The sequence below is a fragment of the Streptomyces sp. WZ-12 genome, assembly GCF_028898845.1.
In the GTDB taxonomy this organism is placed as follows: Bacteria; Actinomycetota; Actinomycetes; order Streptomycetales; family Streptomycetaceae; genus Streptomyces.
Genome location: NZ_CP118574.1, coordinates 2,694,194 through 2,715,059, shown reverse-complemented (window position 1 = coordinate 2,715,059; position 20,866 = coordinate 2,694,194). Strand labels below are relative to the sequence as shown.

At 71.8% G+C, this 20,866-nt stretch carries 15 protein-coding genes and 1 riboswitch; of the genes, 10 read left to right on the top strand and 5 right to left on the bottom strand.

Going from position 1 to position 20,866, the window contains the following annotated elements:
* Nucleotides 1-168: 168 nt before the first annotated feature.
* Nucleotides 169-2,613, bottom strand: coding sequence for a DNA gyrase/topoisomerase IV subunit A (locus PV796_RS11310; protein ID WP_274912824.1), 2,445 nt, complete (start codon nucleotides 2,611-2,613; stop codon nucleotides 169-171).
* A 312-nt stretch (nucleotides 2,614-2,925) separates the two neighbouring features.
* Between PV796_RS11310 and PV796_RS11305 the strand changes: the two genes are divergently transcribed.
* The 4 genes from PV796_RS11305 (at nucleotide 2,926) to PV796_RS11290 (ending at nucleotide 7,880) form a co-directional block, all read left to right on the top strand.
* On the top strand, nucleotides 2,926-4,266 hold the full coding sequence (locus PV796_RS11305; RefSeq protein WP_274918973.1) for a M16 family metallopeptidase: 1,341 nt from the start codon (nucleotides 2,926-2,928) through the stop codon (nucleotides 4,264-4,266).
* A gap of 29 nt (nucleotides 4,267-4,295) precedes the next feature.
* On the top strand, nucleotides 4,296-5,687 hold the full coding sequence (locus PV796_RS11300; protein WP_274918972.1) for a M16 family metallopeptidase: 1,392 nt from the start codon (nucleotides 4,296-4,298) through the stop codon (nucleotides 5,685-5,687).
* A gap of 312 nt (nucleotides 5,688-5,999) precedes the next feature.
* Nucleotides 6,000-6,156: riboswitch (cyclic di-AMP (ydaO/yuaA leader) on the top strand.
* A 12-nt stretch (nucleotides 6,157-6,168) separates the two neighbouring features.
* Nucleotides 6,169-6,948 carry a M23 family metallopeptidase gene (locus tag PV796_RS11295; RefSeq protein WP_274912823.1) on the top strand — a complete coding sequence of 260 codons (780 nt, stop codon included), beginning with the start codon at nucleotides 6,169-6,171 and terminating at the stop codon, nucleotides 6,946-6,948.
* Between the two features lie 245 nt (nucleotides 6,949-7,193).
* Nucleotides 7,194-7,880, top strand: a complete 687-nt coding sequence (locus tag PV796_RS11290) for a GntR family transcriptional regulator (protein WP_274912822.1) — start codon at nucleotides 7,194-7,196, stop codon at nucleotides 7,878-7,880.
* Between the two features lie 458 nt (nucleotides 7,881-8,338).
* Here PV796_RS11290 and PV796_RS11285 read toward each other — a convergent pair whose 3' ends face one another.
* Entirely contained in the window at nucleotides 8,339-8,620 is a 282-nt protein-coding gene (locus tag PV796_RS11285; protein ID WP_274912821.1) for an HPr family phosphocarrier protein, read from the bottom strand.
* Between the two features lie 198 nt (nucleotides 8,621-8,818).
* Between PV796_RS11285 and PV796_RS11280 the strand changes: the two genes are divergently transcribed.
* From PV796_RS11280 to PV796_RS11265, 4 genes are all read left to right on the top strand, one after another.
* On the top strand, nucleotides 8,819-11,746 hold the full coding sequence (locus tag PV796_RS11280; RefSeq protein WP_274912820.1) for a bifunctional acetate--CoA ligase family protein/GNAT family N-acetyltransferase: 2,928 nt from the start codon (nucleotides 8,819-8,821) through the stop codon (nucleotides 11,744-11,746).
* Nucleotides 11,747-11,784: 38 nt separating this feature from the next.
* Nucleotides 11,785-12,375, top strand: coding sequence for a DUF5998 family protein (locus PV796_RS11275; RefSeq protein WP_039640685.1), 591 nt, complete (start codon nucleotides 11,785-11,787; stop codon nucleotides 12,373-12,375).
* On the top strand, nucleotides 12,375-13,565 hold the full coding sequence (locus tag PV796_RS11270; protein ID WP_274912819.1) for an alkaline phosphatase family protein: 1,191 nt from the start codon (nucleotides 12,375-12,377) through the stop codon (nucleotides 13,563-13,565). The genes PV796_RS11275 and PV796_RS11270 overlap by 1 nt, the downstream gene beginning before the upstream one ends.
* A gap of 70 nt (nucleotides 13,566-13,635) precedes the next feature.
* The gene (locus PV796_RS11265) at nucleotides 13,636-14,301 is read left to right on the top strand and encodes a thymidine kinase (RefSeq protein WP_274912818.1); all 666 of its coding nucleotides are present in this window, start codon (nucleotides 13,636-13,638) and stop codon (nucleotides 14,299-14,301) included.
* Between the two features lie 35 nt (nucleotides 14,302-14,336).
* On the opposite strand, the gene PV796_RS11260 is transcribed toward PV796_RS11265, so the two are convergent.
* Nucleotides 14,337-15,110: a VOC family protein gene (locus PV796_RS11260; protein ID WP_274912817.1), complete on the bottom strand. Its 774-nt coding sequence runs from the start codon at nucleotides 15,108-15,110 to the stop codon at nucleotides 14,337-14,339.
* A 250-nt stretch (nucleotides 15,111-15,360) separates the two neighbouring features.
* On the opposite strand from PV796_RS11260, the gene PV796_RS11255 reads away from it, so the two are divergent.
* Entirely contained in the window at nucleotides 15,361-16,200 is an 840-nt protein-coding gene (locus tag PV796_RS11255; RefSeq protein ID WP_274912816.1) for a sulfurtransferase, read from the top strand.
* Nucleotides 16,201-16,311: 111 nt separating this feature from the next.
* Here the strand turns inward: PV796_RS11255 and sepH are convergent, their stop codons facing one another.
* Complete coding sequence (sepH, locus tag PV796_RS11250; protein WP_274912815.1) at nucleotides 16,312-17,367, bottom strand: septation protein SepH; 1,056 nt, start codon at nucleotides 17,365-17,367, stop codon at nucleotides 16,312-16,314.
* A 496-nt stretch (nucleotides 17,368-17,863) separates the two neighbouring features.
* Between sepH and PV796_RS11245 the strand changes: the two genes are divergently transcribed.
* Complete coding sequence (locus tag PV796_RS11245) at nucleotides 17,864-19,021, top strand: hypothetical protein (protein WP_274912814.1); 1,158 nt, start codon at nucleotides 17,864-17,866, stop codon at nucleotides 19,019-19,021.
* A gap of 123 nt (nucleotides 19,022-19,144) precedes the next feature.
* On the opposite strand, the gene PV796_RS11240 is transcribed toward PV796_RS11245, so the two are convergent.
* Complete coding sequence (locus tag PV796_RS11240) at nucleotides 19,145-20,485, bottom strand: D-arabinono-1,4-lactone oxidase (RefSeq protein WP_274912813.1); 1,341 nt, start codon at nucleotides 20,483-20,485, stop codon at nucleotides 19,145-19,147.
* Nucleotides 20,486-20,866: the final 381 nt, after the last annotated feature.

The following is a 20,866-nucleotide window of genomic DNA, read 5'->3' as shown; positions in this document are numbered from 1 at the left end:
CAGGCCGCCAATGCCGGCGGGTTGATGTCGTGGATTGTCGCCAACAGGCCCGGTGACCCCAGTGAGACAGTTCCCGGCACGCACAACGGACGCCGCCGGGGCGGTTGTTCACCATCCCGGCGGCGTCCGTCGTGTGTGTGGGTCGGTCGTGTATGGGACCGGTCGTGGTTACACGGGGCCAGCCAGGGCCGTCACCGGCTTGGCCAGGGCCACGCCGGAGCCGTCCCGGCGGGGGTCCGGCTCCGGCAGCGGAACCGGTGCGCCCTTGGCGTCAGCGGCCCGTACGGGCGCCGGGCCGGCCCATGCCAGCGTCAGACAGTCCTCGCCCTTCAAGAACCGCTGGCAGCGCACACCGCCGGTGGCCCGGCCCTTGCGCGGGTACTGGTCGAACGGGGTGAGCTTGGCCGTCGCCACCGAGTCGTCCAGCGTGCCGTGCGACCCGGCGACCGTGAACACCATGGCGTCCGCGGCCGGATCGACGGCCGCGAAGGCGAGTACCTTGGCGCCCTCTCCCAGCTTGACGCCCGCCATACCGCCCGCCGGCCGGCCCTGCGGCCGCACCTGCGACGCCGGGTAGCGCAGCAACTGCGCCTCGTCCGTGATGAAGACCAGGTCCTCCTCACCCGTGCGCAGTTCGGCCGCGCCCACGATGCGGTCGCCCTCCTTGAGGGTGATGACCTCCAACTCGTCCTTGTTGGACGGGTAGTCGGGCACCACGCGCTTCACGACGCCCTGTTCCGTGCCGAGCGCGAGACCCGGTGAGGACTCGTCCAGCGTCGTCAGGCACACCAACTGCTCGTCGTCCTGGAGGCTGAGGAACTCCGCGACCGCCGCACCACCGGCGAGGCTGGGCGCCACGGTGTCCGGGAGCTGCGGCAGATCGATCACCGACAGTCTCAGCAGCCGGCCTTGGGAGGTCACCGCCCCCACCTCGCCGCGCGCCGTCGCCGGCACCGCCGAGACGATCGCATCGTGCTTGACGCGCCTGGCGTCCGCGTCGAACGACGTCTCCGCCGTGGTGGTGCGCGCCAACAGCCCCGTGGAGGACAGCAGGACTCGGCACGGGTCGTCGGAGACCTCCAGCGGCACCGCGGCGACGGTGGCCCCTGCCGACTCCTGGAGGACCGTGCGACGCGGCGTGCCGTACTTCTTGGCGACCGACGCCAGCTCGCCCGAGACCAGCTTGCGCAGTTCGGCGTCGGACTCCAGGATCCGGGTCAGTTCCGCGATCTCGGCCTCCAGCCGGTCGCGTTCGGCCTCCAGCTCGATCCGGTCGAACTTGGTCAGTCGGCGCAGCGGGGTGTCGAGGATGTACTGCGTCTGTACCTCGCTCAGCGCGAAGCGCTCCATCAGGCGCTCCTTGGCCTGGGCGCTGTTCTCGCTGGAGCGGATCAGGCGGATGACCTCGTCGATGTCCACCAGGGCGGTCAACAGGCCCTCGACCAGGTGGAGTCGGTCGCGCCGCTTCGTGCGCCGGAACTCGCTGCGCCGGCGTACCACGTCGAAGCGGTGGTCGACGTAGACCTCCAACAGCTCCTTGAGGCCCAGCGTCAACGGCTGGCCGTCGACCAGGGCGACGTTGTTGATGCCGAAGGACTCCTCCATCGGCGTCAGCTTGTAGAGCTGTTCCAGGACGGCCTCCGGATTGAAGCCGTTCTTGATCTCGATCACCAGCCGCAGGCCGTGCTCGCGGTCGGTGAGGTCCTTCACGTCCGCGATGCCCTGGAGCCTCTTCGCCCCCACCAAGTCCTTGATCTTGGAGATGACCTTCTCCGGGCCGACGGTGAAGGGGAGTTCGGTGACGACCAGACCCTTGCGGCGGGCGGTGACGTTCTCCACCGTGACCGTCGCGCGGATCTTGAACGTGCCGCGGCCCTTCTCGTAGGCGTCCCGCACGCCGCCCAGCCCCACGATCCGGCCGCCCGTCGGCAGGTCCGGTCCCGGCACGAAGCGCATCAGGGTGTCCAGATCCGCGTTCGGATGCTTGATCAGGTGCCGGGCCGCGGCGATCACTTCGCCGAGGTTGTGCGGCGGCATGTTCGTCGCCATGCCGACGGCGATGCCGGACGCCCCGTTGACGAGGAGGTTCGGATACGCGGCGGGGAGGGTGACCGGTTCCTGCTCCTGGCCGTCGTAGTTGGGCGAGAAGTCGACGGTGTCCTCGTCGATGGACTCCGTCATCAGGGAGGTCGCGGACGCCATCCGGCACTCGGTGTACCGCATCGCGGCGGGCGGGTCGTCGTTGCCCAGGGAGCCGAAGTTGCCGTGCCCGTCCACTAGGGGCACCCGCATCGAGAACGGCTGCGCCATGCGCACCAGGGCGTCGTAGATGGAGGCGTCACCGTGCGGGTGGAGCTTACCCATCACCTCGCCGACGACCCGCGCGCACTTCACATAGCCACGGTCGGGCCGGAGGCTCATCTCGTTCATCTGGTAGAGAATGCGGCGGTGTACGGGCTTGAGGCCGTCGCGGGCGTCCGGCAGGGCGCGCGAGTAGATGACCGAGTACGCGTACTCAAGGAAGGAACCCTGCATCTCATCGACGACGTCGATGTCGAGGATCCTCTCCTCGAAGTCGTCCGGCGGCGGGGTCTTCGTGCTGCGGCGGGCCATCGCGGCTGCGGCTCCTTCTGCTGCGTCTACTGCCGATGTGGGAACAACGCTGTTGGGTCAACGCCTACGACCAACGCTGTGATCAACGTTGACCGGTCGGCCGGCGGACCGACCGACGAGTCCGATGAGTCTGACGCCGACCATTGTGGACCGCCCCACTGACAACGCTCACCACGACTCCCCCCTTACCGCCCCACCGCCGGCTCCGGCGCACGTTCGTGGCCTTCCTGACGGGAACTTCGCCAGATGCCGACGCGGTTGCATACAGTGACAGAACTTCCTCGCAAGCGGATCGAAGGGACGTACATGCCCATGGGTCACACGGCCACAGAACAAGCCGGCTCCGGCGGCCTGACAGCGACCGAGCACCGGCTGGCCAATGGCCTGCGCGTGGTGCTCTCCGAAGACCATCTGACGCCGGTGGCGGCCGTCTGCCTGTGGTACGACGTCGGCTCGCGCCACGAGGTGAAGGGCCGTACGGGCCTGGCGCACCTCTTCGAGCACCTGATGTTCCAGGGGTCCGCGCAGGTGAAGGGCAACGGCCACTTCGAACTCGTCCAGGGTGCCGGTGGCTCGCTCAACGGGACCACCAGTTTCGAGCGCACCAACTACTTCGAGACCATGCCCGCCCACGAGCTGGAGCTCGCGCTCTGGCTGGAGGCGGACCGGATGGGCTCGCTGCTGACCGCGCTCGACGAGGAATCCCTGGAGAACCAGCGCGACGTCGTCAAGAACGAGCGCCGCCAGCGCTACGACAACGTCCCTTACGGCACGGCCTTCGAGAAGTTGACGGCCATGGCCTACCCGGAGGGCCACCCCTACCACCACACCCCCATCGGGTCGATGGCCGATCTCGACGCCGCCTCCCTGGAGGACGCGCGGGCCTTCTTCCGCACCTACTACGCGCCCAACAACGCGGTCCTGTCCATCGTGGGCGACATCGACCCCGAGCAGACGCTGGCCTGGGTGGAGAAGTACTTCGGCTCGATCCCCTCGCACGACGGCAAGCAGCCGCCGCGCGACGGCAGCCTGCCCGAGACCATCGGCGGCCAACTCCGCACGGTCGTCGAGGAGGACGTCCCCGCGCGTGCCCTGATGGCCGCCTACCGCCTCCCGCACGACGGCACCCGCGAGGCCGACGCCGCCGACGTGGCGCTCACCATCCTGGGCGGTGGCGAGTCCTCCCGCCTGTACAACCGCCTGGTGCGCCGCGACCGCAGCGCCGTCGCCGCCGGCTTCGGCCTGCTGCGGCTGGCCGGTGCGCCCTCACTGGGCTGGCTGGACGTGAAGGCATCCGGTGGCGCGGAGGTCCCCGCCATCGAGGCCGCCGTCGACGAGGAGTTGGCCCGCTTCGCCGAAGAGGGGCCGACCCCGGAGGAGATGGAGCGGGCCCAGGCCCAACTGGAGCGCGAATGGCTGGACCGGCTCGCCACGGTCAGCGGCCGCGCCGACGAACTGTGCCGCTACGCCGTCCTGTTCGGCGACCCGCAGCTCGCGCTGTCCGCCGTCCAGCGGGTCCTGGACATCAGCCCGTTGGAGGTGCAGGCGGCCGCCAAGGCCCGGCTGCGCCCCGACAACCGCGCCGCGCTCGTCTACGAGCCCACGGCGCAGCCCGACGCCGCCGGCACCGAGGAAGAGGAGGCGGCCAAGTGACCGACGCCACCACCCCCGCAGACGCCCCCATGAGCGCTATGCAGTTCCACCCGCAGCCCAAGGGCGGCGCGCCCAAGCCGTGGGCCTTCCCGGCGCCCGAGCGCAGCCAGTTGGCCAACGGGCTGACCCTGCTGACCAGCCACCGCCCCGGGCAGCAGGTCGTCGCCGTGGAGGTCAACCTCGTCGCCCCGCTGGCCGCCGAGCCCGAGGGCCTCGACGGCGTCGCCACGATCATGGCCCGGGCCTTCTCCGAGGGCACCGACAAGCACACCGCCGAGGAGTTCGCCGCCGAACTGGAGCGCTGCGGCGCCACGTTGGACGCGCATGCCGACCACCCCGGTGTGCGGGTCTCTCTGGAGGTCCCGGCCTCCCGTCTGCCGCGCGCCCTCGGCCTGCTCGCCGACGCACTGCGCGCCCCCGCCTTCCCCGACGACGAGGTCGAGCGGCTGGTCCGCAACCGCCTCGACGAGATCCCGCACGAGTTGGCCAACCCGGCCCGGCGCGCGGCCATGGCGCTGTCCAAGGAGCTGTTCCCGGCCACCTCCCGGATGTCCCGGCCCCGTCAGGGCACCGAGGAGACCATCGCCCGGATCGACGCGGCCGCCGTGCGTGCCTTCTACGACGCGCACATCCGGCCCGCCACCGGCACCGCCGTCATCGTCGGCGACTTCACCGACGTCGACCTGGACGCGGCGCTGGCCGACACCCTGGGCGCTTGGACGGGCTCCACCGCGCAGCCGTCGAAGCCCTTGCCGGTCGTCGCCGACGACACCGGCCGCGTGGTGATCGTCGACCGCCCCGGTGCCGTCCAGACCCAGCTCCTCATCGGACGGGTCGGCGCCGACCGGCACGACCAGGTGTGGCCCGCCCAGGTGCTCGGCACGTACTGCCTGGGTGGCACCCTCACGTCCCGTCTGGACCGGGTGCTGCGCGAGGAGAAGGGCTACACCTACGGGGTGCGCGCCTTCGGCCAGGTATTGCGCTCCTCCGCCCCGTCCTCCCCGGAGGGCGCCACCGGCGCCGCCCTGCTCGCCATCAGCGGGTCGGTGGACACCGCCTCCACCGGGCCGGCCCTCCAGGACCTCTGGACGGTGCTGCGCACCCTCGCGGCCGAGGGGCTGACCGACGCCGAGCGCGACGTCGCCGTGCAGAACCTCGTCGGCGTGGCCCCGCTCAAGTACGAGACCGCCGCCGCGGTCGCCGGGACCCTGGCCGACCAGGTGGAGCAGCAGCTCCCGGACGACTACCAGGCGCAGTTGTACGTCCGACTCGCGGAGACCGGCACGGTCGAGGCGACCGCGGCGGTCGTCAACGCCTTCCCGGCGGACCGGCTGGTGACGGTCCTGGTGGGCGACGCGGCGCAGATCGCCGAGCCCGTCAAGGCGTTGGGCATCGGCGAGGTGACCGTCGTCAGCGGCTGACCCCAGCCGCGTGACGGCACGTCACCCGACGTCTCGTCACGTATCGACAAAGCGGCTCCCGTGGCAGCGACTTGCCACGGGAGCCGTTGTGTGTGCGCACCGTGTTCTCGCCCGCCCAACTGGTGTGCGTGGCTCCGCCGCCCCTACGGGCCCGGGGCTCGTGGACGGGTGGCGCCGCCTGCCCGGTTGCCCCGGTTGCCCGATTCGAGTGTGGCGTGCCGCACAAAACTCCGGTTCTGTTTGCCGATTGAAAGTTGCCCCGTTTAGCGTCGGTCCGGCTGTTCGTCACAACTCCGCCACAACAGTGGCACCGAGCAGTCATCGCCGAGTCCCCGTACGGCGCGAGCCAGGGGAGCCGGGGACCCACATGTCCCCTGGGGTGAATCGGGTCCCTCTCCGGAGGAGCCCGTAGGAGACCTTCCTGCTCCGAACCCGTCAGCTAACCCGGTAGGCGAGAGGGAAGGAAAGGACCAGCCAGTACATGGCGTTCACCCGTGCCACCGGGAAGCACCGCCGTGCGAGCCGCACCGCTCGCACGACCCGCAACCTCGCCGGCATAGCCACCCTCGCGGCCTCCGGAGTCGTCGCCTCGGTGGCGTCCCCCGCGCTGGCCGCCACGGGCGAGCCGACCGCCCACGACACCGGCCTCCAGCACGCCGTCGAGCTCGGTGACGAACTCGCCGTCCGGATCGAGGCCCAGGCGGACACGCAGCAGGCGGCCGCCGAGGCCGCCGAGGTCAGGGCGAAGGCCGAGGTCGAGGCCAAGCGGCTGGCCGAGATGGCGAAGAAGAAGGCCGACGAGGAGCGTGCGGCCAAGGTGCGCGCCGCCCGCGAGGCCGAGCGCAAGCGCCTCAACACCTTCGTCGCTCCCGTGACCGGTTCCTACGTCTCCACCGCGTACAAGGCGTCCAGCGGCCTGTGGTCCTCGGGCAGCCACACCGGCATCGACTTCCACGCCGCCTACGGGACGCAGGTCCACGCCGTGAGTGCCGGCACCGTCGTCGAGGCCGGCTGGGGTGGCGCGTACGGCAACAACATCGTGATCCGGATGAACGACGGTACGTACACCCAGTACGGCCACCTCTCCTCGATCGGGGTGACGGTCGGGCAGTCCGTCACTCCGGGGCAGCAGATCGCCCTCTCCGGCAACACCGGCAACACCACCGGCCCGCACCTCCACTTCGAGGCCCGGACCGGCCCCGACTACGGCTCGGACATCGACCCGGTCGCCTACCTCCGCGCGCACGGCGTCAGCGTCTGACCTTCCCCGACCTCTCCGCCGCAGCACCGTCCCCCTGGAGCCCCGGCCCGCCATCTTGGCGGGCCGGGGCTCCGTCGTTTCCGTAGGGCCGCCGTCGGCCCGCCCACCAGGTTCCCGGCTCGCATCGTCCGAAAAGCGCCGATGGATTCACGACATTCCACGGGAGAATCTTCCGGTGTCGAATAGAGTCGAGGAATGTCGCCGAGCGGCGATGTCTTTCGGGGATTACGGCGGAGGCACGGACGATGCGAAGCCACATTTCCGCGCACGCGGTGTGTACGGCGATTCGGGACGATATCGTCTCCGGTCTGCTCGCGCCGGGGAGCCGGCTGATCGAGGACATTCTCGCCGCGCGGTACGGCGTCTCCCGGGTCCCGGTGAGGGAAGCGCTGCGCACCCTCCAGTCCGAAGGTTTCGTCACCTCCCGGCACCATGCGGGCGCCTGCGTCGCCGAGCTCACCGAGCAGGAGGCCGCCGACCTCCTCGACATGCGCGCCCTCATAGAGCCGCTGGGTGCCGCCCGCGCCGCGGCCCGCCGCACCACCGCCCACCTGAAGGTGCTGCGCGGCCTGGTGCGGCTCGGCCGCGAACGGGCCCGCCACGGCCACCTCGCCGACCTGCGTCAGCTTGACGGTTGGTTCCATGAGACGCTCGCCCAGGCGGCCGGTAGCCCCAGCCTCACGGCGCTCCTCACCCAACTGCGACGCAAGATCGAGTGGACCTACGTCATCGAGCCGCCTACCCGGGTCACCGATGCGTGGGACGAACACGGCGCCGTGCTTGACGCCGTCGCCCGGGGGGACGCGGAGCGGGCGCGCACCCTCATGGCGGCGCACATCGAACGGTCGCTCCCGGTGTACCGACTGCGGCGCCACGCTTCCGCTGTGAGGGAGGCGAAACGCCCCGTCAACACGGCACGCGTCCGCGCTTAACAATCGCCCCGTATACAAAGGGGGAGGTGTCTGGGAATGCGGGCGCAGGGAGCGAAGGCGGGGTGGGGGTGCTCGACGTGCGTTTCCGATGCCGCTCGCCGAAATGCCTGCCCCAGATACGGAGAATGGGAATTCCGGATTAAAAGTGTCGACTGGGGGTCGCAAATGAGGGCGAAGGTCAACGGGGGCTCTCGCTGACCGGAATCATTCGCGGGTGGCCGTACAGGTTTCCGAGGCTTCCGATTAGCCAATGGAGAATCCCCGACGTGCCTTCCCGTACACGGTTCAGCGCATCGCCCGACGCCCCCAAGTAACAAGGCGAGCAGCCGCCTCCACATACACGCGAACGACCCCGCCGCGGCAGCCGGATGTGTGTACCGGTTGCCGCGGCGGGGCCGTCTCGGCTGGCGTCCGAAGAAGCCCTGGGCGGGGTGCGTGGCCCCGTAGGTGCTCGGGGCTCAGACGGTCTCGGGAAGCTCCTCAAGGCCCTCGGCGACCAGCTTCGCCAGGCGGTCGAGCGCGGCCTCGGCGCCCTCGGCCTCGGAGGCGAGCACGATCTCCTCGCCACCCTGGGCGCCCAGGCCCAGGACCGCCAGCATGGAGGCGGCGTTCACCGGGTTGCCGTCGGCCTTGGAGATCGTCATCGGGACACCGGAGGCGGTGGCCGCTCGGACGAAGATCGACGCGGGGCGGGCGTGCAGCCCCTCGGCCCAACCGACATTGACGCGGCGCTCAGCCATGGTGTTGCCCTTCAAAGTCGTGACTGTTGTCTAGACCATTCTCGCACGCTGCCGGGGGTGGTCCGGCAGCCCGTCGCCCCGGCTTCCCGTCGGGCTGCCGACCCTCCTTCCGGGCCGTTGGTCCGGCGCGACGAGCCCGGGGAAATCGAGCGTACGCACGCCGAGCCGGTTGTCAGTGGCCCGCCGTACGCTGTCCGCATGCAGACGCCGCCGGATCACGCCTACCCGACCCACTGGGAAGCCGACGTGGTGCTGCGTGACGGCGGGACGGCGCGCATCCGACCCATCACGCCCGACGACGCCGAGCGGCTGGTCTCCTTCTACGAGCAGGTGTCGGACGAGTCGAAGTACTACCGCTTCTTCGCGCCGTACCCGCGCCTGTCCGACCGTGACGTCCACCGGTTCACCCACCACGACTACGTCGACCGGGTCGGCCTGGCCGCCACCGTGGGCGGCGAGTTCATCGCCACCGTCCGCTACGACCGGATCGACGTGCGGGGCCTCCCCGCCAAGAGCCCCGAGGACGACCAGGCGGAGGTGGCCTTCCTCGTCCAGGATGCCCACCAGGGCCGCGGCGTCGCCTCCGCCCTCCTGGAGCACGTCGCCGCCGTCGCCCGTGAGCGTGGCATCCGCCGGTTCGCCGCCGAGGTGCTGCCCGCCAACACCAAGATGATCAAGGTGTTCACGGACGCCGGCTACACCCAGAAGCGCACCTTCGAGGACGGCGTCGTCCGCCTGGAGCTCGACCTCGAACCAACCGAGCAGTCCATGGCCGTGATGCGCGGCCGCGAGCAGCGCGCCGAGGCCCGCTCCGTCCAACGACTGCTCGCCCCCGGCTCCGTAGCCGTCATCGGCACCGGCCGCACCCCCGGCGGCGTCGGCCGCACCGCGCTGCGCAACCTCCTCGACGCCGGCTTCACCGGCCGGCTGCACGCCGTCAACCACGCCTTCCCCGAGGACCTCCGCCGCCTGGAGCCCGAGGGCGTGCAGGCCGCCCGTACGCTGCGCGACATCCCCGAGCCGGTCGACCTGGCGGTCGTCGCCGTCCCCGCGGCCGCGGTCCCCGACGTCATCCGCGACTGCGGTGAGCACGGCGTCCAGGGCGTACTGGTCCTCTCCTCCGGTTATGCCGAGGCCGGCTCCGACGGGCGGGAGCGGCAGCGCACCCTGTTGCGCCAGGCCCGCTCCTACGGGATGCGGCTCATCGGGCCCAACGCCTTCGGGTTGATCAACACCGCTCCCGACGTCCGGCTGAACGCCTCGCTCGCCCCCCAGATGCCCGGCGCCGGCCGGATCGGCCTGTTCACCCAGTCCGGTGCGATCGGCATCGCGCTCCTCAGCGGCCTGCACGAGCGCGGCCCCGGCGACGGCGGGATCGCCGGCATCTCCACCTTCGTCTCGGCCGGCAACCGCGCCGACGTCTCCGGCAACGACCTCCTCCAGTACTGGTACGACGACCCGCACACCGACGTCGCCATCCTCTACCTGGAGTCCATCGGCAACCCCCGGAAGTTCGCCCGCCTCGCCCGCCGCACCGCCGCCGTCAAGCCGGTGGTCGTCGCCAAGGGGGCCCGGCACCACGGCACCGCCCCCATGGGCCACGCCGTCCCCACCGTCCGCGTGCCCGATAGCACCGTTGCCGCCCTGATGCGCCAGGCCGGCGTGATCCGCGTCGACACGGTCACCGAACTCATCGACGCCGGGCTGTTGTTGGCCGCCCAGCCGCTGCCGGCCGGCCCGCGCGTCGCCATCCTGGGCAACTCCGAATCGCTGGCCCTCCTGGCTTACGACGCCTGCCTCACCGAAGGGCTGCGCCCGCAGCGCCCCCACGTCCTACCGTCCGCCGCGAGCCCGGAGGACTTCCGTGCCGCCCTGGCCCAGACGCTCACGGGGGACGGCTGCGACGCCGTCGTCGTCACCGCGATCCCGTGGGTGGGGGAGGAGGGCGGCGCCTCTCCGAGGGGCAGCGAGGGGGCCGCACTCGCCGCCGCCCTGCGCGCCGCGGTCGCCGCCGATATCGCCAAGCCCGTCACCGTCGTCCACCTCGCGATGGACGACTTGGCCGCGACGCTCGCGGCCCCGCCCGAGCCATACGCCCCGCAGGCCCATGGAGAGCCCCCCGCCCCTGCCCCCGTGCCCCAGGGGCGACCCCTCGTTGCCCCCGGGGCACCACACGCCTCCACAGCGCCCCCGTATACCCACGACCGGATCCCCGTCCCGGAGGCCGAGGCCGGCCCCCGCCCCGTCCGCATCCCTGCCTACCCGGCGGCCGAGCGGGCCGTCCGCGCCCTCGCCGAGGCCGTCCGGTACGCCGCCTGGCGCCGGACGGCCGCCGAGCCGGGCCGGGTGCCCGCGTACGACGACATCCAGGAGGCATCGGCGGGCGCCGACATCGAGCGGCTGCTCGACCGCCTCACCACGGACGTCGCCCCCGGTCGCTCCGTCGCGCTGCCCCCTGCCGACGCCGAGGCGCTGCTGGCCCGCTACGGCATCCACCCCCGCCCCACCCTCCCGGCCCCCGACCCGGACACCGCCGTCCGCGCCGCCGCCCGGCTCGGCTACCCGGTCGCCCTCAAGACCACCGCCCCCCACCTACGACACCGCGCCGACCTCGGCGGCGTCCGCCTCGACATCGCGGGCGAGGCCGAACTCCGCCGCACCTACGCCGAATTGACCGACCGCCTGGGTTCGCCGGCGGAGCTGCGGCCGGTCGTTCAGGCGATGGTGCCGCGCGGCGTCGACACCGTCGTCCGCGCCGCCATCGACCCAGCCGCCGGCGCGGTCCTCTCCTTCGGGCTGGCCGGCGCGCCCTCCCAACTACTCGACGACATAGCCCACCGTCTGATTCCGGCCACCGACCGCGACGTCAACGAGCAGATCCGGTCGATCCGCAGCGCCCCACTGCTGTTCGGCTGGCGCGGCTCCCAGCCGGTGGACACCGCCGCCCTGGAGGAGTTGATGCTGCGCGTCTCCCGGCTCGTCGACGACCATCCGGAGGTGGTCGCCGTGGACCTCGAACCGGTCGTCGTCGCCCCGCACGGTCTGGCCGTCCTGGGCGCCTCCGTCCGCCTCGCCAGACCGCCCGCCACCACCGACCTCGGGCCCCGTCGGCTGCCCGTCTACTGAGGCTCTCGCGCCCCGGTGCGCCCCGTAAGATGGACCCCATGGCTAAGACCGGTACGACGACCCAGGGGCTGCGCGCGGCGATCGAGCGCAGTGGCTATTACCCGACGCTCGTGGCCGAGGCGGTGCAGGCCGCGGTCGGTGGTGAGCCGGTGGTGTCGTACCTCGTCCACCAGGAGACGACCTTCGACGCCAACGAGGTCCGCCGCCACGTCACGGTCCTGGTCCTGACCGGCACCCGTTTCATCGTCAGCCACACCGACGAGCAGGCCGCCGACGCCACCTCCCCGTCCCCGTACGCCACCACCTCCACCGAGTCCGTCAAGCTCGGCCGGATCTCGTCCGTCGTGCTCAGCCGCGTCGTCGCCAACCCCGAGTCCTACACCCCCGGCCAGCTCCCCCGCGAGGTCGTCCTCACCATCGGCTGGGGCGCCGTCGCGCGCCTCGACCTGGAGCCCGCCAGTTGCGGCGACCCCAACTGCGACGCGGACCACGGCTACACCGGCTCCTCCACCGCGGACGACCTCTCCCTCCGGGTCAGCGAGGCCGGCGACGGCCCGGACTCGGTGCGTGAGACCCTCGCCTTCGCCCAGGCGCTCTCCGAGGCCACCGCGGCCACCAGCGCCCGCTGATGGTGCACACCGCCCCCGCCTGGCCGGAGCCGGAACCGCTCGACCCGCTCACCGCCCCGGTGCCCCAGTACGGCACCGGCTCGCTGGCTGACCTGCTGCCCGCCATCGTCGCCGGCCAGGGCCTGTCCGGCGTCAGCAGCACCATGGAGCTGGCCCCCGCCGACCGCGCCTGCGTCTTCCTGATCGACGGCCTCGGTTGGGAACTGCTGCGTGCCCACCCGGACGAGGCGCCGTTCCTCACCTCCCTCCTGGACAGCTCGTTCAACGGCACCGGCCGCCCGCTCACCGCCGGCTTCCCCGCCACCACCGCCACGTCCCTGGCCTCGGTCGGCACCGGCCTGCCACCGGGCGCGCACGGCCTGCCCGGATACACCTGCCAGGACCCGGCCACCGGCGCGCTGATGAACCAACTGCGCTGGCGCCCGTGGACCGACCCGCACGCCTGGCAGCCCTACCCCACGGTCTTCCAACTCGCCGACGCCGCCGGCATCCACACCTGCCAGGTCTCCGCGCCCGACTTCGCCCAGACCCCGCTCACCCGGATCGCGCTCAGCGGCGGCACCTTCCACGGCCGCCTCTCCGGCGAGGAGCGGATGGACCTCGCCGCCGAGCAACTGGCCGCCGGTGACCGCTCATTGGTCTACACCTACTACTCCGAGGTTGACGGCAAGGGCCACCGTTACGGCGTCGACTCCGACGCCTGGCGCGGCCAACTGCTCTACGTGGACCGGCTCGCCCAGCGCCTGGCCGAGCAACTCCCGCCGCGCAGCGCCCTGTACGTCACCGCCGACCACGGCATGATCGACATCCCCTTCGACCCCGACTCCCGGATCGACTTCGACGAGGACTGGGAACTGCGCGCCGGCGTACGCCTGTTGGGCGGCGAGGGGCGCGCCCGGCACGTCTACGCCCACCCGGGCGCCGCCGCCGACGTGCTCGCCGTGTGGCGCGAAGTGGTCGGCGACCAGATGTGGGTCGCCGGCCGCGAGGAGGCCATCGCCGCGGGCTGGTTCGGCCCGCAGGTCGACGACCGGGTCCGCGCCCGGATCGGCGACGTGGTGGCCGCCGCCCACGCCGACGTGGCGATCGTCGCCAGTGAACGGGAGCCCAACGAGTCGCAGATGGTCGGTCTGCACGGCTCCATGACCCCGGTGGAGCAGTTGGTGCCGCTCCTCGAAGTCCGCACCTGACCCCTGCACGTCCGCACCGACTCCCTCCGCACGTCCCATCCGTACGAGCCCGAAAGGCCCGCCCTTCCCCATGCCCGAGCTGGTGTTCTTCTCCGGAACGATGGACTGCGGAAAGTCGACACTGGCGCTGCAGATCGAGCACAACCGATCGGCCCGCGGCCTACAGGGCATGATCTACAGCCGCAACGACCGGGCCGGCCGCGGCAAACTCTCCTCGCGCCTGGGCCTGGTCACCGAGGCCGTCGAAGCCGTGGACGACCTCGACTTCTACGCCCACGTCGTGGACCACCTCAGTGCCGGCGGCCGGGTCGACTACGTCATAGCCGACGAGGCGCAGTTCCTCGGTCCCGAGCAGGTCGACCAACTCGCCCGGGTCGTCGACGACCTGGATCTGGACGTCTTCGCGTTCGGCATCACCACCGACTTCCGCAGCAAGCTCTTCCCCGGGTCCCAGCGCCTGGTCGAACTCGCCGACCGCATCGAGGCACTGAAGGTGGAGGCGCTGTGCTGGTGCGGCGCCCGGGCCACCCACAACGCGCGGACCGTCGACGGTCGGATGGTCGTCGAGGGCGCGCAGGTCGTCGTCGGCGATGTCGTGGGCGAGGGCGCGGAGCGGCCTGCGGAGGTCGGCTACGAGGTGCTGTGCCGCCGTCACCACAGCCGGCGGCAGACCGCGGCGACCGCCCACGCGGCCGCGCTCTCCCCGGACGTCCTGCCGGTCGACAGCGCGCGCTAGACACGGGTCCGCGGTCGCCGGACGGGTGGCCTGCCTCAGCGCCGCTGGATGATGGTGAACGCCGCGCCCTCGCTGTCGGCGACGGTCGCCAGCCGGCCGTGCGCCGACTCCCGCGCGGGCCGCAGCACATGGCCGCCCAGTTCGACGACCCGACGGGCGGCGGCGTCGGTATCCGGGACGGCGAAGTACGTCATCCAGTGCGGACCCCGGTCGCGCGGCAGCGCGTTGCCGACGCCGTGGATGCCGGCGACCGGCTTGCCCTTGATGTGCAGCGTCAGATAGTCGAAGTCGGCGGAGACCACGGCCTCCCGCTCGAAGCCGAAGACGTGCTCGTAGAACGGGGCGACGGAGTCCGTCTCCTGGGTGACCAACTCGTTCCACACGGGAGTGCCCGGTTCGCCGCTGACCGCGGTGCCCAGCATCGCCTTGCCCTGCCAGACGCCGAAGATGGCGCCCTGCGGGTCGGAGGCGATCGCCATCCGCCCGGCGTCGTCGGCGTCCAACGGGCCGACCCCGACGGTGCCGCCGCAGGCGCGGATCTGCTCGGCGGTCACGTCCGCGTCGTCACTGGCCAGATAGGTGGTCCAGGCCACCGGGAGGTGCCGGTCGGCCGCCAGTTCACCGACTCCGGCCACCTCTAGCCCGTCGAGGAAGGCGCGCGCATAGGGACCGAAGTGCTGCGGCCCCGGGCGGAACTCCCAGCCGAAGAGCGCGCCGTAGAACTCCTGCGTCGCGGGCAGGCTGTGTGCCAGGAGGCTCACCCAGCAGGGCGCGCCGGGCATCCGCCGGGCTGCTGCCTCGGTCGTCATCGTCACTCTCTCCTCGGAGCATCGTGGTGCTGGCCATGTGCGGTACGGGCGGGGGTCCCGAGCAGATGCTCGCACCCTGTCATCGGGTGTGCGCCCCGGCCGCGCCGTCCATGGCGCGTTCGCGAGGGAGAATGCCCGTTTTGATGTTCCACTTCCGTTTCGGTGGCGTTGCGGCGCCGCCGAACTCCGTCATACGGAGGGTGCGCACCCGCCTTCTGTACGTAGTGATCGCTACGCAAGGATGAGTGCCATGAATGCCATCATCACCGCTACCGAACTCGCGAGCGAGTTGACGGGCCCCGATGCTCCGCTCCTCCTGGACGTGCGCTACCAGCTCGGCGGTCCGCCCGGGCGCCCCGAGTACGAGGCCGGTCACCTGCCCGGCGCGGTCTACGTCGACCTCGACGGCGAACTGGCCGGGCCGCCCGGTACGGCGGGTCGGCACCCGCTCCCCCAACTCGCCGTCTTCGCCGCCGCGATGCGGGCCGCCGGCGTCAGTGCCGCCCGCCCGGTGGTCACGTACGACGGCGGTCAGGGGTGGGCCGCCGCCCGCGCGTGGTGGCTGCTGCGCTGGGCGGGCCACCCGGACGTGCGGGTTCTCGACGGCGGAGTTGCCGCATGGCGAGCGTCCGGCGGCGCGATGAGTGTCGACAAAGTGACTCCGCGGCAGGGTGACTTCACTCCCGCACCCGGCGCGATGCCGTTGTTGACCGCCGACGACGCGGCCGCCCTCGCCCGTCGCGGCGTCCTCCTGGACGCGCGGGCGGGGGAGCGCTACCGGGGCGAGACCGAACCCATCGACCCGGTGGCCGGCCACATCCCCGGCGCGGTGTCCGCCCCCACGACCGAGAACGTCGCCGACGGCAGCACGGTCTTCCGCCCCGCCGCCGAACTCGCCGCACGCTTCACGGCGCTGGGCGCCACCAACGAGACCGAGGTCGGCGTCTACTGCGGCTCCGGCGTGTCCGCCGCCCACCAGGTCCTCGCCCTCGCCGTCGCCGGCATCCCCGCGGCGCTGTACGTCGGTTCCTGGAGCGAATGGTGCGCCGACCCCTCCCGGTCCATCGCCACCGGCCCGCAGCCCGGCTGAGCGGCCGCTGGGGCCCATGACGGGCCCGCGGAACGGCGTCCGCCCGCTCCCCGAATCCAGGGAGCGGGCGGACGCCACGAACAACAGGGCCGGAACCCGGCCGTTTACGGGTTACTCCGGCTTCTTCCTCCGCGTGCCGAAGACGATCTCGTCCCAACTGGGCACCGCGGCCCGTCGCCCGGGTCGCACTCCGTCCGCCTCGGCCTGCCGGTCCGTCGTCCCGGTCAGTCGGTCGCGGTGGCCGCCCACCGCCCGCGGCATCAGCACATCGGCATACGCGGAACCCGCGCCCGCGCTCGCCGCGGGAGCCGGCGGCTCCTCGACCTTGGCCTGCTCCTCGTCCTCCGGCTGCGACGCCTTGGCGGTATCCGGGACGACCATGTCGCCCCGGAAGCTGGGCACCGCCTCCAACAGGCTGGTCAGCGAATCCCGCTCCCGCTCGCCGGTGGCCTCCTCGCTCCGACCCTCCCGTTCCCGGTCCTCGCCGGATTGCTCGGCGCGCTCCGGTGCCTGACGGTCCAGGGTGCGGTCCAACGGCCGGTCGCGCGGCAGCCGCGCGATCCGGGGCACGAACGGGAAGCTGGGCTCGGGGGTGTCGTCGCTCTCGCCGATCAGCGCCCGAGCCTCGTCGTCCACGGCCTGCACTAGGCGGCGCGGCGGATCGTAGGTCCAGGTGGCTGACTGCGGCTCCCCGGCAGCCCGGTAGACGAGCAGCACCTCCCAGGTGCCGTCGTCCCGGCGCCAGGAGTCCCACTGGGCGCTGTCCTTGTCGGCGCCGCGCAGCAGCAGTCGCTCGGCAACCGCCTCGCCGAGCTGGGGCCCGGTGTTCTCGCCCGGTCGACGCACGGGGGTCTTGCGGGCCCGTTCGGCCATGAACGCCCGCTCGGCGAGCACCGGCCCCTCGAAGCGGCGCACCCGGTCGACGGGGATGCCGGCGAGTTGAGCGACCTCCTCAGCGGAGGCACCGGCTCGTATCCGCGCCTGGATGTCCCGCGGGCGCAGATGACTCTCGACCTCGATCTCGATCTGGCCCAGCCGCGCTCTGTCGTTGCGGACGGCTGCGCGCAGCCGTTCGTCGATCGGAAGCGTGTACTCGGTGCTGTCCGCAGCCTTGAGCACCAGCCGTGTGCCGTCGTTGGAGACGGCCACGACACGCAGTTCGGGCATGGGGACCTCCCGGGTGGTGCCTGCCGACGTCACGTGCGTCGCTGCTTCCGCTAGTCGAGTGTGGCCTGCCCGGGTGCAGCCTGCCACAACATTGCCGAGTTGCCCGGCGTGTCGGGGCTTGGCCCAGAAACGCCGTCATGACACGGTTACCAGTTCGCAACGCTCAGTGACCATGCCGCTTGCCCTGTCACCGACCACCCGTGCCGAGCAACGGCACCCCAGGGAGGGTGTCACCTTCAGTGCCCCTCCCGCGGGTCCGGGCAGCCGGACGGGAACCGGGGCCAGGGCTCGCCACAGTACTCCATTTGGGCCACTGAAGTGGACCGCCGCGCCGTGGAAGTTCTGGGCAGGGAGTCAGGGCAAGTCACCTTGTCGACCTCTCTACCTGCGCTGTGGGTGGCAAGGTTCACAGATTCCTCAGATTCGGAACTAATGACTCCGCCATTTGGTCACTTCTCCATGCAAGATGGAGCGAAGGGGCGATCAAAGGTAGGAGATGGACGAAAAAACCGAAGCCGACACGAAACCGAAGGAGAAGCGGGTCGACCTGAGCCTCGCCCAGGTCGCCGGCAGCGCGCTCGCAGCGGCCGTCGCCGCGTTCCTCGCAGGTCAGCTCGGTGTGTACGGAACCATCATCGGCGCAGGTGTCGTCAGTGTCGTCGCCACGACCGGCGGTTCGATATTCCAGCACCTGTTCCGTCGCACCGGTGAGCAGATCAAGGAAGCGGCGGTCACCACCCGGCCGAAGCCGCACCGCGTCTCCACCAGCCGATCTCGATCCACCACTCGATCCCAGACCACCACTAGCACCCCTGGGTCCGCCGACGCTACGAAGGTGCTGCCCACCTTCGACAAGCAGGGCACCCAGGACCCCGTCACCTCGGTCGCGGCCCGTGAACCGGATCCCGCCGCGGCCCGCACGCAGTTGATCCCCCGCGCTCAGCGGCAGCCACCCGGACGCGACCTGGACGCGACTCAGCTCGTGGCGCGGCCGGCCGAGCGGACCATGGCGCTGGGCCGGGCCGCTGCCCGGGACGCCGACGCGACCACCGTGCTCCCGCAGGCCGGCGGCCCCGGGGGCCCGGAGTCCGGCAGCGTGCCGCACGACACCGAAGAGGCGACCGCCACCTACGGGACCCGGTTGCGCGGCTGGAAGCGGCCCGCGCTCGGTGCGCTCGCCGTCTTCGTGCTCGCCATGGGCGCCGTCACCGCCACCGAGCTTCTCACCGGCCAGTCGGCGAGCGGCAGTCCCGGCACCACCCTCAGCAACATCACCTCCGGCAACTTCTCGCCGCAGCGGCACAGCACTCCGCAGGCGCCGGAGCCCGGGCACTCCACCGGGAGCGGCACCGACCGCCATGGCGGTTCGCAGTCGCCGGACCCCAACCGCTCCGGCGGCACGGGTTCCGACGGTGCCGACAGTGGCACCGACCACGGCGGGCAGTCCCCGACGCCGACCCCGAGCGACGGCGCCTCCGGCTCTCCGAGCCCCGGTACGTCCTCCTCGCCCGATCCGTCGCCGAGCCCGTCGGCCGGTACCGACGGCGGCAAGGATGGCGGTGGCTCCGGCTCGACCGGCGGTGGCGCCACCCCGGGGCACCAGCAGGGCGACAAGCCCTCCGGTGGGCAGACCTCCGACCCCAACACCCCCTGATACCCCTGACGAAGGATCGCCCCCAACGGGCGGGCCGCCGCATCGGCGGGCCACCCAGGACCGCGGCCCGGTGCCCCTACGGGACACCGGGCCGCGGCACGTCACCAACGGGCCGGCCGCCGCTCACTCACCCAGCACCTGCCGCAGGTAGCGGTTGGCGAACCGGCGCTCCGGGTCCAGCCGATCGCGCAGCGCCGTGAACTCGCCGAACCGCGGATAGACGCCCGCCAGGTATGCCGCGTCGCGGGTATGCAACTTCCCCCAGTGCGGCCGGCCCCCGTGCGCGGTCATGATCCGCTCCGTGGCCCCGAAGTACGCCTGGTACGGCGTCCCGCGGTACATGTGCACCGCTATGTAGACGGTGTCCCGTCCCGACGCGGTGGACAGCACCAGGTCGTCGGCGGGCGCGGTCCGCACCTCCACCGGGAAGCTGATCCTGAAGCCCGACCGCTCCACCAGTGCCTTCAGTTCACGCAGTGCCCCGATCGCGGCCTCCCTGGGGAGCGCGTATTCCATCTCCACGAACCGCACCCGCCGCGGCGAGGTGAACACCTTGTAGGGGACATCGGTGTACGTACGGGCGGACAACGCCCGGCTGGAGAGCTTCGCGATGCCCGGTATGGCGGCCGGCACCGCTCGGCCCACCGCGCACGCCACCTGGAACACCCCGTTGGACAGCAACTCGTCCTCGACCCAGCCGCTCACTCGCCCCGGGGGCGCCGCCGGACCCTGACTACGGTTGTTGCGCTTGGTGTTGCAGTTGCCGGTGTGGGGGAACCAGTAGAACTCGAAGTGCTCGTTCTCGGCGGCGAGTTCGTCGAAGCGGTCGGTCACCTCGGCGAACGCCATCGGCTCCTCGCGGGCGGTCAGCAGGAATTCCGGCTCCACCGCGAACGTCAACTCGCTCACCACGCCCAGCGCGCCCAACCCCAACCGCGCCCCGGCGAACACCTCGGGGTTCTCCGCTGCGGAGCAACGCAGCACCGATCCGTCGGCGGTGACCAGTTCCAACGCGGTGATCTGCGCGGCGATCGACGCGCAGTCGCGGCCGGTGCCGTGGGTCCCGGTGCTGGTGGCGCCGGAGACGGTCTGCGCCATGATGTCGCCCATGTTGGTCAGCGACAGCCCGTGCGCCGACAACGCCCGGTTGAGGTCCCTGAGCGGGGTGCCGGCGGCCACCGTGACGGTGCCGGCCGCACGGTCGATGCGGCGGATCCCGGTGAGTCGCTCGGGACGGATCAGCAGCCCGTCGGTGGCGGCGACCGGGGTGAACGAGTGCCCGGTGCCGGCCGCCTTGACCGTCAGGCCGTCCGCGGCGGCCGACCCGACGGCCGCCGCAAGTTCCTCGGTGCTCGCCGGCGTTGCGATCCGGGCGGGGCGAGCGGTCACGTTGCCCGCCCAGTTGCGCCAGGGCCCTGCCGGGCCGCGTCCTCCCGAGCCGCCGATGACGTCGGTGACTGCCATGGTGACGTCCCCTCCCTCCGCGCGGGCCGGTCGCCTGCGACCGCCGTTGGTTCAGCGCATGATGTCAGCCGTCGACGCGGGTTCCAGGTGGGGTGACGGGAATCACACGCCCCCGAAAACGGGCGCAACCGCACGGCTCTCGGACATGTCGTACCGCGGGTAACTGGGGTGCGGAGGTGGTTAGTTCACTTTGTCGGGCGAGAAAGCCATGACGTGCGTTGCACCCGGAGTCAGCTCGGTGCCCGCGAAGTCACCCTCGTGGGTGGGTGCGGGGAGGTGTCGCGCCAGTGGTGCGTGCGGAGACGGATGCGCTGTGTCGATGACGCGTACGGGAGAGCGGGCTGCCGCGGTGACGCATACGGGGAGGCCGACGCACACCGA